This is a genomic window from Aeromonas finlandensis, assembly GCF_000764645.1.
GTDB lineage: Bacteria > Pseudomonadota > Gammaproteobacteria > Enterobacterales > Aeromonadaceae > Aeromonas > Aeromonas finlandensis.
The window spans coordinates 1-14,723 of sequence record NZ_JRGK01000077.1 but is presented as its reverse complement, the minus strand read 5'-3'; the positions used below and the strand labels follow the sequence as shown (position 1 = coordinate 14,723).

10 protein-coding genes are annotated in these 14,723 nt (G+C 60.4%); 3 read left to right on the top strand and 7 right to left on the bottom strand.

Annotated features, from left to right (window positions below; all coding sequences use genetic code 11):
- The first annotated feature begins 460 nt into the window (after positions 1 to 460).
- Positions 461 to 2,146 carry an aspartate:alanine antiporter gene (locus tag LD28_RS0109140; RefSeq protein ID WP_033136666.1) on the top strand — a complete coding sequence of 562 codons (1,686 nt, stop codon included), beginning with the start codon at positions 461 to 463 and terminating at the stop codon, positions 2,144 to 2,146.
- A 216-nt stretch (positions 2,147 to 2,362) separates the two neighbouring features.
- On the opposite strand, the gene LD28_RS0109135 is transcribed toward LD28_RS0109140, so the two are convergent.
- Positions 2,363 to 3,748 (bottom strand): tryptophanase, encoded by a 1,386-nt coding sequence (locus LD28_RS0109135; protein WP_033136665.1) that lies wholly within the window; start codon positions 3,746 to 3,748, stop codon positions 2,363 to 2,365.
- 543 nt (positions 3,749 to 4,291) lie between these two features.
- Here LD28_RS0109135 and LD28_RS0109130 point away from each other — a divergent pair.
- Both LD28_RS0109130 and asd read left to right on the top strand, forming a co-directional pair.
- Positions 4,292 to 5,584 (top strand): D-amino acid dehydrogenase, encoded by a 1,293-nt coding sequence (locus LD28_RS0109130; RefSeq protein ID WP_338151470.1) that lies wholly within the window; start codon positions 4,292 to 4,294, stop codon positions 5,582 to 5,584.
- 363 nt (positions 5,585 to 5,947) lie between these two features.
- Entirely contained in the window at positions 5,948 to 7,060 is a 1,113-nt protein-coding gene (gene asd / locus LD28_RS0109125) for an aspartate-semialdehyde dehydrogenase (protein ID WP_033112620.1), read from the top strand.
- Positions 7,061 to 7,173: 113 nt separating this feature from the next.
- Here the strand turns inward: asd and fdhD are convergent, their stop codons facing one another.
- From fdhD to LD28_RS0109085, 6 genes are all read right to left on the bottom strand, one after another.
- On the bottom strand, positions 7,174 to 8,010 hold the full coding sequence (gene fdhD / locus LD28_RS0109120; protein ID WP_033136663.1) for a formate dehydrogenase accessory sulfurtransferase FdhD: 837 nt from the start codon (positions 8,008 to 8,010) through the stop codon (positions 7,174 to 7,176).
- Positions 8,007 to 10,139: a sigma 54-interacting transcriptional regulator gene (locus LD28_RS0109115; RefSeq protein ID WP_033136662.1), complete on the bottom strand. Its 2,133-nt coding sequence runs from the start codon at positions 10,137 to 10,139 to the stop codon at positions 8,007 to 8,009. Before LD28_RS0109115 ends, fdhD begins: the two co-directional genes overlap by 4 nt.
- 460 nt (positions 10,140 to 10,599) lie before the next feature.
- Positions 10,600 to 11,022, bottom strand: a complete 423-nt coding sequence (locus LD28_RS0109105) for a protein-tyrosine phosphatase family protein (RefSeq protein WP_033136660.1) — start codon at positions 11,020 to 11,022, stop codon at positions 10,600 to 10,602.
- On the bottom strand, positions 11,019 to 11,453 hold the full coding sequence (locus LD28_RS0109100; protein WP_050514285.1) for a hypothetical protein: 435 nt from the start codon (positions 11,451 to 11,453) through the stop codon (positions 11,019 to 11,021). Before LD28_RS0109100 ends, LD28_RS0109105 begins: the two co-directional genes overlap by 4 nt.
- Positions 11,454 to 11,535: 82 nt before the next feature.
- The gene (gene fdhF, locus LD28_RS0109095; protein WP_081959484.1) at positions 11,536 to 13,680 is read right to left on the bottom strand and encodes a formate dehydrogenase subunit alpha; all 2,145 of its coding nucleotides are present in this window, start codon (positions 13,678 to 13,680) and stop codon (positions 11,536 to 11,538) included.
- A gap of 133 nt (positions 13,681 to 13,813) precedes the next feature.
- Positions 13,814 to 14,428, bottom strand: coding sequence for a 4Fe-4S dicluster domain-containing protein (locus tag LD28_RS0109085; RefSeq protein ID WP_033136657.1), 615 nt, complete (start codon positions 14,426 to 14,428; stop codon positions 13,814 to 13,816).
- Positions 14,429 to 14,723 lie beyond the last annotated feature (295 nt).

Here is a 14,723-nt window from a genome sequence, read left to right as displayed (position 1 = left end):
GCCAGTGGGGGTCCATTTTGCTGGCCAACCTGATTTTATGCTTTTTTCCGCCCCCTCCGCGACGGGCGGAAAACAGGCTCTATTGACACTTTCCAGAGATATCTTTTTGCCAGCCCTTTCCCCGTGTGCGAGCGGGCAAACGTCAGTGTAAATTGACCGTTTACCCCCGATAGCAGCCATCGGTTGAATCTGCTGAAACTGATCGCCGATGACCGGCTATACAGCAGAATCTAAAATAGCGCCCGTCACCAAACGGCTTCCGTTGCAGGCAGCATATTTCACTAATTGACAAGGGCGGTCACAGCAAAAATTGCCAGATTTCATCCGGTTGTCTCCCTATCCCGCCGTCTGATCCGCAAATAGCGTCTGATAACGTCCGATTAATCGTCCCCTTGCGCTTCTTTATTGGGGAGAGATCCGGCACAATATCGACCCCACTTTTTCCTCGGTTTTTCCGGGCATGACCATAGATTTCGTGACACTGCTACATCAAAGCGACTCCCTGCTGCTGTTCGTGGTACTGGCCTTCGGCCTGCTGCTGGGCAAAGTTCGTCTTGGCAACTTTCAAATTGGCAACACCATCGGCGTGTTGTTCACTGCCCTGCTGTTCGGCCAGATGGGCTTCGAATTTGCTGCCACCACTGAAAACGTCGGCTTTATGCTGTTCATCTTCTGTGTGGGGATCGAGGCGGGCCCTCACTTCTTCAGCGTCTTCCTGCGCGACGGTATCCACTACATCACCCTGACCCTGGTGATCTTGCTGACCGCCCTGCTGCTGACGGTGGGGCTGGCCAAGTTCTTCAATCTGGGGCCGGGCATGGCCGCGGGGATCCTGGCGGGTTCCCTCACCTCCACGCCTGCGTTGGTGGGTGCTCAGGATGCCTTGCGCAGCGGCCTGCTCAACCTCCCCCATCAGACCGACATGCAGGCGGTGCTCGACAACATGGGCATCGGCTACGCCCTGACCTATCTGGTCGGTCTGGTGGGCCTGATGCTGGTGGTACGCTACCTCCCCTCGCTGGCCCGCCTCGACCTCAATACCGAGGCGCAAAAAATCGCCCGCGAGCGGGGTCTCTCCGACAGCGAGAGTCGCAAGACCTATCTGCCCATCATCCGCGCCTATCGGGTAGGCCCCGAGCTGGCGGCCTGGATTGGTGGCCGTACCCTGCGGGAGACCGGCATCTATCCCCACACCGGCTGCTATGTGGAGCGGATCCGCCGCAACGGTATTCTGGCCAGCCCCGACGGCGACGCCGTCATTCAGGAAGGGGACGAGATCGCCCTGGTGGGCTATCCCGAGAGCCACGAGAAGCTGGACGTCAACTATCGCAACGGTAAAGAGGTGTTTGATCGCAACCTGCTCGACCTGCAGATCGTCACCGAAGAGATCGTGGTAAAGAACGACTCCGTGGTGGGCCGCCATCTGGTGGAGCTCAACCTCACCGAGAAAGGGTGCTTCCTCAACCGGGTAGTGCGCTCCCAGATCGAGATGCCGTTCGATCGCAACATCATGCTGCAAAAAGGCGACGTGTTGCAGATCAGTGGCGAGAAGCAGCGGGTCAAACTGCTGGCCAACAAGATCGGCTTTATCAGCATCCACAGTCAGACCACCGATCTGGTGGCCTTCACCACCTTCTTCGTGCTCGGCCTGCTGATCGGCTCCGTCTCGCTGGTGTTCGGTCAGATCGAATTTGGCCTCGGCAATGCCGTCGGCCTGCTGCTGGCGGGCATTTTGATGGGCTACCTGCGGGCCAACCACCCGACGGTGGGCTATGTGCCGCCCGGCGCCCTGCGGCTGGCCAAGGATCTCGGTCTTGCGGTCTTTATGGTGAGCACGGGTCTGAAAGCCGGTGGCGGCATCCTCGATCACCTCAGTGAGGTGGGTGTGGTGGTGCTCTTCTCCGGCATGCTGGTGACCACCTTGCCGGTGCTGGTGGGCTATCTGTTCGGGGTCTGGGTACTGAAGATGAACCCGGCGCTGCTGCTAGGTGCCATCACAGGTGCCCGTACCTGTGCCCCGGCGATGGATGTGGTCAACGAGGCAGCCAACAGCTCCATTCCGGCGCTCGGCTATGCCGGTACCTATGCGGTGGCCAACGTGATGCTGACCCTGGCGGGCTCCTTTATCATCGGCTTCTGGTTCTAGCCAACACCATCCGAACCAACACAACAAAGGGGAGCTCCGGCTCCCCTTTATACGTCTCATACGTCAGCGCCACACAGTGGCCCCCTCCATGACACAGCAGCAAAAGCCACAATCACCTTAAGCCCCCGCACCACGGTGCGGGGGCTTTTTTACAGGAATTTGCCATTTGTCTTTACTGGTGGGCTCAGTCGATCACCCCATCAAGCCTGCGGCTGATCAGACCGGCTTGAGCCGCGCGGTAAAGTGGCGCAGCAGCGGCGGCTCGTAGTCAAAGGTGAGCCCGCGAATGTCGCTTGCCCGCTCTTTCACCGCGATCAGGCAGTCGGCCACATAGTCCATGTGATCCCGGGTGTAGACCCGGCGCGGAATGGTGAGGCGCAACAGCTCGAAGTCCGCCGCCTCCTGCTTGCCAGTGGCGGGATCACGCCCCAGCAACAGGGAGCCAATCTCCACCCCGCGCACGCCCCCTTCCAGATAGAGCTCGCAGGCGAGCGCATGGGCAGGAAACTGCTCGGCCGGAATATGGGGCAGCAGCTTTTTGGCATCCACAAACACTGCATGACCGCCGGTGGGGGTCTGGATGGGGATGCCAGCCTCGGCCAGCCGCTCACCCAGATAGGCCACCTGACTGATACGGTAGGTGAGATACTCCTCATCCATCCCCTCCCGCAGACCGATGGCAAGCGCCGCCATGTCCCGCCCCGCAAGGCCGCCATAGGTGACGAACCCCTCCATCGCCACGCAGCGCACCTGCACCGCACGGAACAGGTCGAGATCCGCCTTGAAGCAGCACAGACCCCCGATATTGACCAGCCCGTCCTTCTTGGCCGACATGGTGAAGATGTCCCCCAGCGCAAACATCTGGCGCACTATCTCCTTGATGCTGCACTTGGCATAGGCCGGGTCGCGCTCCTTGATAAACCAGGCGTTCTCGGCAAAACGGGCGGCGTCGATCACCACCGGAATATGGTGGCGACGGGCCAGCTCGGCCACCGCCTCCATATTGGCCATGGAGACCGGCTGGCCACCGGCGCTATTGCAGGTGACCGTGATGATGACACCGGCCACGTTGTCAGCTCCCAGGGTCTCGATGGTGTCGCTCAGGCGGCCGAGATCAAAATCCCCCTTCCAGGCATAAGGGGCCGTGGTGTCGAGGGCTTTCGAGGTGAGCAGATTGATGGCCCGGGCGCCAGCCAACTCCACATGGGCCTTGGTGGTGTCGAAGTGGTAGTTGGAGATAAAGACCGGCGCCTTGCCCTTGCAGCGCTTGACCAGCTCGGGGAAGAGGATCTGCTCCGCCCCGCGCCCCTGGTGGGTGGGCATCACATGCTGATAGCCGAAAATCTCACGCACTGCGCGCTCCAGCTCGACGAAGTTGCGGCTACCCGCATAGGCCTCGTCCCCCATCATGATGCCAGCCCACTGCCGATCGGACATGGCACCGGTGCCGCTGTCGGTCAGCAGATCGATATAGACATCTTCGGCCAGCAGCAGGAAGGGGTTCCAGCCCGCGGCCTCGAGGGCGACGCGGCGCTCGGCGCCAGTGGTCTGTTTGATGGGTTCAACCATCTTGATACGAAACGGCTCGGGTATACGACGCATATAAGACTCCTCACCGGCGCGGGGCCAGTGCTCGTGAAAAATGGACAGGTAACGGGACCGGGGCGATCAGGGTCGTCCGGCTGGTTTTCTCGAGTGGCGGATGCCGCCTTTCAGCGGTGAGGAAAGTCGAAGGTGAGAATGGGATCTCGGGTATACCAGTGGGCGAGCAGGCAAGCTGCCCGGGGCGTAGCTGTCATGACTGGCATCACTCCCCTCCATATTGGTTGCAACTGATTGGCTGTAAATAGTGTCGCTGGCAACCCATCGTGGTTACCACGCCAGCACGATGCACACTGCCAACTGGCAGCTTCGCCACGTTAGCGGGGGCGGTTCGGCGACACAAGGGGCATACCGGCTAGCTGTGCGCCTGCTCACAAAGTGGCCACCCGCGCCTTTCGCTAGGAACAAGCTCATTCATCGCACCTAATACCACCATTCCCACCACAAGCAGATGGAGATCCCAATCCTGTCGACACCAGTTGAATATCCTGTGGCGGCTGATTAAGGTGGTGGCCACATCAAGGGTTCCATCAACCAAACATCATAAAAACGAGTCTAAGGAAAGACGATATGGAGATAGTGGTTCTCGGTGGCGGCGTGATTGGGGTAACCAGCGCCTGGTATCTGGCCAAAGCGGGTCACAAGGTGACCCTGCTGGAGCGGCAGGGGGGCGTCGCCCTTGAAACCAGCCATGCCAACGCCGGGCAGATATCCCCCGGCTATGCGGCCCCCTGGGCGGCCCCCGGCATTCCCCTCAAGGCCGCCAAGTGGATGCTGCAAAAGCATGCCCCCTTCACCGTGCGCCCCACCGCCGACCCCTTCCAGCTGCGCTGGATGCTCAGAATGCTCGCCAACTGCACCCCGACCGCCTATGCCACCAACAAGGGCCGCATGGTGCGCCTCGCCGAATACAGCCGTGACTGCATGAAGCTGCTGCGCGACGAGTTGAGTATCGATTACGAAGGGCGCCAGCTCGGCACCCTGCAGCTGTTTCGCAGCCAATCCCAGCTCGATGCCAGTCAGCGCGATATCGAGGTGCTGGAGGAATACGGCGTCCCCTACCAGTCCCTCGATGCCAGCGGCTGCGAAGCGGCAGAGCCTGCGCTGGCACGGGTGCGCGGCAAAATCGTCGGCGGCCTGCGCCTGCCCGGCGACGAAACCGGCGACTGTTTCCGCTTCACCAAGGCCCTTGCCCTTGAAGCCGAGAAGCTCGGGGTCAAGTTCGTCTTCAACTGCGATATCGACGAGATTGAGCAGGCCCGCGGCCGCGCCGTGGCGGTGCGCACCAGCGAACAGCGCTACCGTGCCGATGGCGTCGTCTGTGCGCTCGGCAGCTATAGCACCGGTTTTCTGCGCCCGCTGCTGCGTCCGCTCGGGCTGGAGCTGCCGGTCTATCCGGTCAAGGGCTACTCCCTCACCCTGCCGATGATCAACGCCGACGCCGCGCCGCGCAGCACCGTGCTCGATGAAACCTACAAGGTGGCCATCACCCGTTTCGATGAGCGGATCCGGGTCGGCGGCATGGCGGAACTGTCGGGCTACAACCTCGCCCTTAATCCGAGGCGCCACGACACCCTGGCGATGGTAGTCGGCGATCTCTTCCCCGAGGGGGGCGATATCAGCAAGGCCGAGTTCTGGACCGGCCTGCGCCCCATGACGCCGGACGGCACCCCGCTGGTGGGGCCGAGCCCCATTCCCGGCCTCTGGCTCAATACCGGCCATGGCACATTGGGCTGGACCATGGCGGCCGGTTCGGGTCAGCTGTTGTGCGATCTGATCAGCGGCAGCGATCCCGCCATCAGCGACGAGGGGCTCACCCTGGCCCGTTACGGCTAAGCGCCCACGCTGTCGGGCTGTTTCACTTGCCAACTGCGCCCCCGGATAAACGCGAGACGACTGACGCCAGCCGCTTTATTGACAGGCCACCGCCATAACCGGTGGCCTTTTCATCTGATGTTGACCTCTCCCCCACCCGCCTGTCGCAGCTACGCTGTCCCTGCCGGTTAATGCAGCAAACGGCACAGAATATTGCGCAATTCGACTTGCGCAAGCCGCCACAATCCGTAATGTGGATAGACGCATTTTTCGCAGCGCATATTTTTTAAATGGCCTGTAAACCGCTTGTAAACAGGCGTCGCCAGACAAGAGGTTACGGGTGTCATCGCGAGTTTCTTTAGCAGCAATCCAGGGTAGGACAATATGAAAAAAGTAGGTTTGGTCGGTTGGCGTGGCATGGTGGGATCGGTTCTGATGAGCCGGATGCAGGAAGAGCAGGATTTCGCCCATATTCAACCCACATTCTTCACCACCTCCCAGGCCGGTGAGGCCGCACCCAACTTCGGCGTCGATGCCGGTACCCTGCAGGACGCCTTCGATATCGCGGCGCTGGCCAAGCAGGATATCATCATCACCGCCCAAGGCGGCGACTACACCAAGGATGTCTATCCCCGCCTGAAAGCCGCTGGCTGGCAGGGTTACTGGATTGACGCAGCCTCCTCCCTGCGGATGGAGAAAGATGCCGTCATCATTCTGGATCCGGTCAACGGCGATGTGATTGAGCAGGCCCTGAACGATGGCATCAAGACCTTCGTTGGCGGCAACTGCACCGTCAGCCTGATGCTGCTGGCCCTCGGCGGTCTGTTCAAGGCCGATCTGGTGGAGTGGGTGAGCGTCGCCACCTATCAAGCCGCCTCCGGTGGCGGTGCCCGCCATATGCGCGAGCTGGTCACCCAGATGGGGATGCTGCGTGACGAAGTGGCGGTCGAGCTGGCAGACCCTGCCTCCGCCATCCTCGACATCGAGCGCAAGATCACCGAGAAGACCCGCTCCGGCACCCTGCCGGTAGACAACTTCGGCGTACCGCTGGCCGGTGGCCTCATCCCCTGGATCGACACCAAGCTCGACAACGGCCAGAGCCGTGAAGAGTGGAAGGGTCAGGCCGAAACCAACAAGATTTTGGGTATCGAAAACGCCGTCATTCCGGTGGATGGTCTCTGTGTGCGGATCGGCGCCCTACGCTGCCACAGCCAGGCGTTCACCATCAAGCTGAAAAAGGATGTGCCGCTGGCGGAGATCGAAGCGCTGCTGGCTGCCCACAACGACTGGGTGAAAGTGATCCCCAACGATCGCGACATCACCGCCCGCGAGCTGACCCCGGCGGCCGTGACCGGCACCCTCAGCATTCCGGTGGGTCGTCTGCGCAAACTCAATATGGGCCCGGAGTATCTGGCTGCCTTTACCGTGGGTGACCAGCTGCTGTGGGGCGCCGCCGAGCCGCTGCGCCGCATGCTGCGCATCCTGCTGGCGCGCTAATCCGCCACAGAAGCAGAGACAACAAGGGCGGGGAGTCACACTCCCCGCCCTTTTTCATTGCCAGTTTTTATGACCCGTTTAGCGGGTTCGCGGCCTTGCGGTCACGCTTGCCGTTACTTGAGCAGGATACGCTGACAGCCGCTGTAGATCTCGGCCCGCCCGGGGCGGCAAAAGCCCACCAACGTCAGTCCGGTCTGCTCGGCCCGCTCGACCGCGAGCTCGGTGGCAGCAGAGATAGCCAGCAAGATCTCCACCCCGGCGCTGGCGCACTTTTGCACCATCTCGAAGCTGGCGCGGCTGGTCACCAGAATGGCGCCATCCCGCCGACCAGTGCGGCACAGATGGCCCACCAGCTTGTCCAGCGCAATATGGCGCCCCACATCCTCGCGAATGGCGAGAATATTGCCCTCACCATCAAGATGCACCGCCGCATGGGTGGCGCCGGTGCGCTGGCCCAGCAGCTGGAGCGGGCGCAGCGCGGTCAGCACCTTGTCGATATGGCCCACCGCCAGACGCTGGCTGTCGGGTAGCCTTGGCTGGGTGCGGATCACCTGATCCAGACTCTCGCTGCCACAGATGCCGCAACCGGTGCGACCCGCTAGGGTGCGCCGCTTCTCTTTGAGGCGATGGACGCAGCGGTTGGCCAACGTAATGTGCAGCTCAATCCCCTGACAGCCATCAGCCTGCTCGATGTCGTGGATATCGAGCAGGCTGTCGATGATCCCCTCCGAGAGCGAGAAGCCGATGGCAAAATCCTCCAGATCGGAGGCTGAACACATCATCACGCTGTGGGCGATGCCGTTATAGACCAGCGCCACCGGCGTCTCGGAGGGTAACGCCATCTCGCTGTCGCAGGTCAATGTATCGGCGCGGTAGTGCACCACCTCGCGGTGGATGGCGCAACGTGCCAGCTCGCTCTGCGCCTCAAGTTCACTTACCTCTCCCCTCATGGCGTGAGCCCATCGATGATCTCGGGATCCCGAGCCGAGATGCCGAGCCGCTTCATTTTGGATAGCAGCGTGGTGCGCTTCATGCCAAGGCGGTTGGCGGCCCCCCTGTCACCGGCGACGATGCCGTTGCAGTCGCGCAGGGCGGCGATGATCGCCTCGCGCTCGTCCTGCGGATCCTCGTCGGCAAACAGTGGCGAGGCGGGCTCGTCATAGACCAGGGTCTCAATCTTGTGGTAGCCCTTGAGCGGCATCAGCTCGTCCGGCGAGAGGTTGAGCACATGGCCGCGGGTCATCACCACAGCCCGCTCGATGACGTTCTCCAGCTCGCGGATATTGCCGTACCACGGCAGCGACACCAGCATCTTCATGGCATCGGCGGGGATCGAGGTGATGGTGCGGCGCATCCGCTTGGCGATCTTCTTGATAAAGAAGTTGACCAGTAGCGGAATGTCCTCGCGCCGCTCCCGCAGGGGCGGCAACTCGATGGGAAAGACGTTGAGGCGATAGTAGAGGTCGCTTCGAAAGCGCTTGTTCTTGACCATGGAGAGCAGATCGCAGTTGGTGGCCGCCACCAGCCGCACATCCACCGCGATGGGGTTGCTGTTGCCCACCCGCTCCAGCTCGTGCTCCTGCAACACCCGCAGCAGTTTGGGCTGCAGATCCAGCGGCATGTCCCCCACTTCGTCGAGGAACAGGGTGCCCTTGTGGGCCCGCTCGAAGCGACCGATGCGCTGGGTCAGGGCGCCGGTGAAGGCCCCCTTCTCGTGGCCAAACAGATCGCTCTCGATAAGACCGGTGGGGATGGCGGCGCAGTTCACCTTCACCATCTCATGGTCGTTTCGCATGCTGAATTGATGAATGGCCTGGGCGATCAGCTCCTTGCCGGTGCCGGTCTCGCCGAGGATCAGCACGGTGCTGTCACTCTCGGCCACCAGCCGCACCTTCTCCAGCACGCTCTCCATCACCGCGCTCTGATAAATGATGTGGGGAAACTCCCCCTGCATCTGCGGCTCGTTGATGCGAATGGTCTTCTCTTTGGCACCGTTGGTGTTGGAGATCTCCTGCTGCGCCTGCACGTTGTTCATGGCAATCGCCGTGCGCGCCGCCACCTGTTCCAGCAGGGAGATATCGATATCGGCAAAAAAGTCCGCATTCGAGTGGGAGAGGATCAACACCCCCAGCAGGTTGCCCCGATAGCGCAGCGGCAGAATGCAGGAGCTGTCCGCCTCGGGCGGCAGGATCTGGGAGGTAAAGCGGCAGCGATTGCTGCAGCCATGGCCATGCTCGCGATAAACGAAAAACGGCTCGCTGTGGCCGAGCGCCCCTTGCAGACACTTCTGCTCGAAGCAGGAGTGATCGATGATGCCCGGCTGCTCGCTCTGCTGCTGATTGACCAGATAGCTCTTGAAGCTGTCGGAGGTGGCGTTGTACTCGGCCAGACACAAGCTGCTGATGCCGAAGTGGTGCTGCAAGATGGTAAACAGGCTCTTGGGCAGCTCGGCAATGCGCACCAGTTTGATCACCGCATTGGTCACATCCACCAGAATTTTGCAGCTGTCGCGCTCAAGGCGCAGGGAGTTGGCCTGCTCCAGGGTGCGCTCCTTGTCGAGCACGTTTTCCAGCGCAATGGCAATGATGGCGGCCAGCTGGGTCAGCTTGGCCAGGGTCTCCATGGTGAAGCTGTCAAGCTCGCTGTTGATGAACTCGACGCCGCCAAGGTGGCTGCGGGCAGTAGTAATAGGGAGCTGGCAGTAGGAGCGCAGCCCCGCGTAAACCCCTTCGGCATCGAGGGCCGGGCAACGATTCTCAAAGCGGGCGGCAGAGAGAATGATGGCCTGTTCCGGGGTTTCCTTGGTCGGACGGGGGGAGACGTGCAGCTCTGCCTTGGGGCAGACCAGATGCGTTGGGCCTATCGCGCCCATAAAGTAGAAGATCGCCTCCTCGTCCGCCCCCATATTGAGGATCAGGTTGACCTGGGTCACACCGCCGAAGCTGGCATCTATCTTGTTGAGTTTGTGGATAAAGTCATCGAGCGTCACGGCCGACAGGAGGGATTTGGAGAGCAGGAGGAAACCGTCGTCCCAAATGGGGGAGATTTCGTCCAGAGGAATGGCACTCACATTTAGCATTCTGGTCTCACGTTACAGCTATGCAGGCAAAACATCAGCAAGGACGGGGCGCTCCGTCAGATGTCACAATAAAACACGTTGTCCATTAACGTTTAATAATAAAAATCAACACTCATTGAAATGGCATTGCGCTGAACGTTGAATCATAAGGTAGCCCTATTTTCAATACAACCATGGGGGCAAATAAGCGGACTCATGGCTGCGGGTCGATACCTTCCACACGTTGATCCGCCGATCCACTCAGCGCGGATCGGTTATCGCCAGTGAGCTGTCGTTTTTCAGCAACCTGTTGTCACGAGCCCGCACAACACCAACCCTCTGATATTCAGACAGGAATGGGCCATCCTTCGTCCGAATGCGGGTCTTGCGTCTCCCGAACCCGATGACAGCGCCTCTGGCTAACGAGATCCCGTGCCATCCCTGCAACAGGGTGCATATCGGCATCATCGAGTTGATGTTGTCAGCGGCACTCATTGGCGATGAGATGCTGCCCTGCGACAGGGTTGGGCTGCCAGACGGCGTCAAGCATCAATTTGAGTAGCAGCTCGGGTGGATTATCGAGAAATCGGCCCGTCTCCTGCAGCAAACGCCCATCGGCCCGATAAGCCTGACTGGCCTGAACCTGCCCGGTTGCATCGACGATCTGGATGATACCGTTGAGTTCTCCCCGCTCACCTGACTGACAAGAGAGTCTGAGCTCGCGCATCTCCCCCAACAGGGTGAAAGCCCGACACAGTGGCGGGGTATCCTCGTAATCGGGCCAATTGAAGAACTTGTATTGCTTGGCCAGTGTTCCCGCCCGCTGGCAAAACTGGTCAAACAGCAGAGCGATGCCCTGATACTCCAGATCCAGCAGCTGCGCTTGCTCTTCAATACGTTTCATATATTTGACTCCTTACTACCGATTTGTTCGAAAATTGATTTTCCAATATTTCCTGGATGGAACTTGAGTCCACCGTAAATAAAGCCAGCTGATAGCAACTGAAACGCCACCAATAACCAACTGATATGTTGTGATATGTCTACCGACACCGCCTGATGAGTCAAATAGACCACCAGAGTGGAAAGGCCCAGCAGCAGGCTATTCACCAGCGTGGTGGAGAGGAAGGCAACAAGCCAGGCCAACTGCACGCTCAGGGCCGCCAGCACGGCGCCCATGGCGATGCGCGCGGCGATAAAACAGCCGAAGAAACCAAAGCCCAGCAGGAATATCAATTCGCCGTACCAGAGGTAACACCCCATCCCCAATAACATGGCCAACAAATAGGCTGAAACATAAAAAATCCCGAACGAGATAGTTAATTCACGGCTCATAGTGGACACCTGCCAGCTGAAAAAAGGATGAGAGGATCCCGGCCCTGTAAACAGAGCCTGGATCCACTTTATTTAACGATGATTACCCTTTGGCGGCGTTGCGCAATTTCGCCTTGAGCGCGCTGTATTCAGTCTGGACGTACACTTCCGCCTCAGCCTGACCTTCAATGCGCTCAATCTTCACCGCACAGTACTTGTACTCTGGGGTGTAGGAGACCGGATCAAGGTGCTCGATGGTGAGCTCGTTACAGGCCCCGATCCACCACTGGTAGGTCATGTAGACCACACCGGCGTTGACCCGCTCGTTGTAGTTGGCGCGGGTGATCACCTTGCCGCGCCGTGACGAGATCCAGACCAGCGCCTGATCCTTCACCCCCAGCTTTTGTGCATCGCTCGGGTGGATCTGCACATAGCCGGGCTCATCGGCCAGGGTTTGCAGCGCCGAGCAGTTGCCGGTCATGGAGCGGCAGGAGTAGTGCCCCACCTCCCGCACGGTGGAGAGTACCAGCGGATACTCCGCACAGGGCTGCTCCAGCGGCGCCCGCCACTCGGAGGCGATCAGCTGACCCTTGCCACTCGGGGTGGTGAACACATTCCCCTCGAACAGGGTGCTGGTACCCGGGTGATCCTCGGTCGGGCAAGGCCACTGCACGCTCTTGAGATCGGCCATCTTGTCATAGCTGACCCCGGCATAGAGCGGGCAAAGGGCACGCATCTCATCCCAGATCTGTTGGGTGTCGCGATACTCCATGGGATACCCCATGGCGGTCGCCATCAGCGAGAAGATCGCCCAGTCCGGTTTCACGTTCTCAGGGGGTGTCACCGCCTTGTAGAAGCGCTGGAAGCCGCGATCCGCTGAGCTGTAGACCCCCTCGTGCTCGCCCCAACTGGTGGCGGGCAGGATCACATCCGCCATCTCGGCGGTCTGGGTCATGAAGATATCCTGCACGATCACCAGATCCATCCCCGCCAGAGTGCGGCGGAACTGGGCCAGGTCGGCTTCAGTCTGCGCCGGATCTTCACCAAAGATGTAGAAGGCCTTGCACTTGCCCTCCTCCACCTTGTGGCCAAGCTCGGTCAGACGATAGCCAGGCTTCTGGGAAAGCGACGGCACGCCCCACGCCTTGGCGAACTTGGCGCTGATGGCGGGATCGCTCACCGACTGATAGCCCGGGAACTGGTGCGGCAGCATCCCCATGTCGCAGGTGCCCTGCACGTTGTTCTGACCACGCACCGGCCCGCAACCGGTGCCACGGCGACCGAAGTTGCCGGTCAGCAGCGCCAGACCCGCCAGCCCCTTGACCACATCCACCGCCTGACCGTACTGGGTCACCCCCATGCCCCACAGGATCATGGATGCAGGCGACGCGGCGTAGGTGCGAATGGCGGCGCGGATATCGGCGGCCTTGAGGCCAGTGATCCCCTCGACATATTCCGGGGTGTACTTAGCGACCGTCGCCTTGAAGGTGTCGAACCCTTCGGTGTAGTTGGCGACGAACTCCTTGTTGTAGAGCCCTTCACTGATCAACACGTTGGCGAAGGCGTTAACCAGCGCCATGTTGGAACCGTTTTTGAGCGGCAGCCACTGATCGGCGATGCGGGCGGTCTCCACCATGCGGGGATCACACACAATCACCTTGGCCCCGTTTGCCTTCGCCTTGAGGATATGGCGGGCCACGATGGGGTGAGAGTCAGCAGCGTTGTAACCAAACACCAGCAGGCACTTGGTCTCTTGAATTTCGGGAATGGCGTTGCTCATGGCGCCGTTGCCTACAGTTGTCTCCAGACCGGAGACTGAGGGTGCGTGTCACACCCTCGCGCAGTGGTCGACGTTGTTCGTCCCCAGCACTGCGCGGGCAAATTTCTGCATCACATAGTTGGCTTCGTTACCCGGGCCACGGGCCGAGCCGGTGGTCATGATGGCGTCGGCACCGTAGGTCGCCTTGATGGCAGCCAGACGGCTGCTGGCAAAGTCGATCGCCTCATTCCAGGAGACGGATTCGAGCTTGCCACCGCGCTCGCGGCGGATCATCGGGCTCTTGAGACGGGGGGTCAGCAGGTTGGTGTCGTTCAAGAAATCCCAACCGTAATAGCCCTTGAGGCAGAGCTGCCCCTCGTTGGTCCGGCCGTTGGCGCCTTCGGCCCCCACCACCTTGTCGTTTTCAACCAGCAGGTTGATCTTGCAACCGGTGCCGCAATAGGGGCAGACGGTAATGACTTTTTTCATGACTCACACTCTTGTTTGTTAACGGTAAAAGGCTGTTAACGCTAAAAGGCCTTTAACGAAAATGGCTGATCAGGGTGACAGCACAGGAGCGCACGCGGCGGCCAGCAAGGGGCTGCGCGCACCATCCGATGCATTACCCTTGCGCCAACACCGGCTGGCGCTGGCAGACCGCCATCGCCTCGGCACTGGCCAGCTGCTTCTGGCGATTCAGCTCGCCGAGGGACTCCGGCGTCACCAGACGCAGCGCCTGGGTCGGGCACACCTCGACACAAGCCGGGCCCGCTTCACGGTGACGGCAGAGATCGCACTTCAAAGCTTGCGCCTTGGTCTGCGGGCGCTTGAACAGCGCATCGGCAGCGGGCGCCACCTCTTTCACCACCACCGCCATGGCACCGTAAGGACAGGCCACCACGCAGGATTTGCAGCCGATGCAGCGCTCCTGCAACACCTTGACGCAACCATCTTCGGTCACGATGGCATTGTTGGGGCAGGCCACGGCGCACGGCTTGTCTTCACACTGGCGGCAGAGCACCGGCGTGGTCACCTTGCTGCCGACGATCACCTTCAGGCGCGGCTGGAAATAGCTGTCCTTGGAGACCAGATGTCCATCCTCGATGGCAAGACGCAGGCCGCCCTCCCGCTCAACGGTACCCGTGCAGGACGTTGACTGGTGTGAAACGGCGCAGGCCACCTCACAGGTACGACACCCAATACAAAGACTGGGATCTGCAATCACGAAGCTGTTCATAGAGAGGGATCCTAAATGTTTCGTTACTGCCGCACTGACATCGCCCGGCGTGGCCAAGTGCCAACCCCGGGGGGCCCACACTCGCACAGCGACGATACAGCCGGCTCACCCACAAAGCATTTATCAGACCAAAAACGGGGATGAGCGAAATAAAATTCGCAAGACACTGAAATTAAAGGGGTAATTAGAATTGAGAATAGAGATTTTCAGGCCAGTGACGATGACGACCGACTCGCAGAACTGTGATCGACACGACAAAAGTGACGAGCTCGACACCGGCTGTCACGCCCCTGCC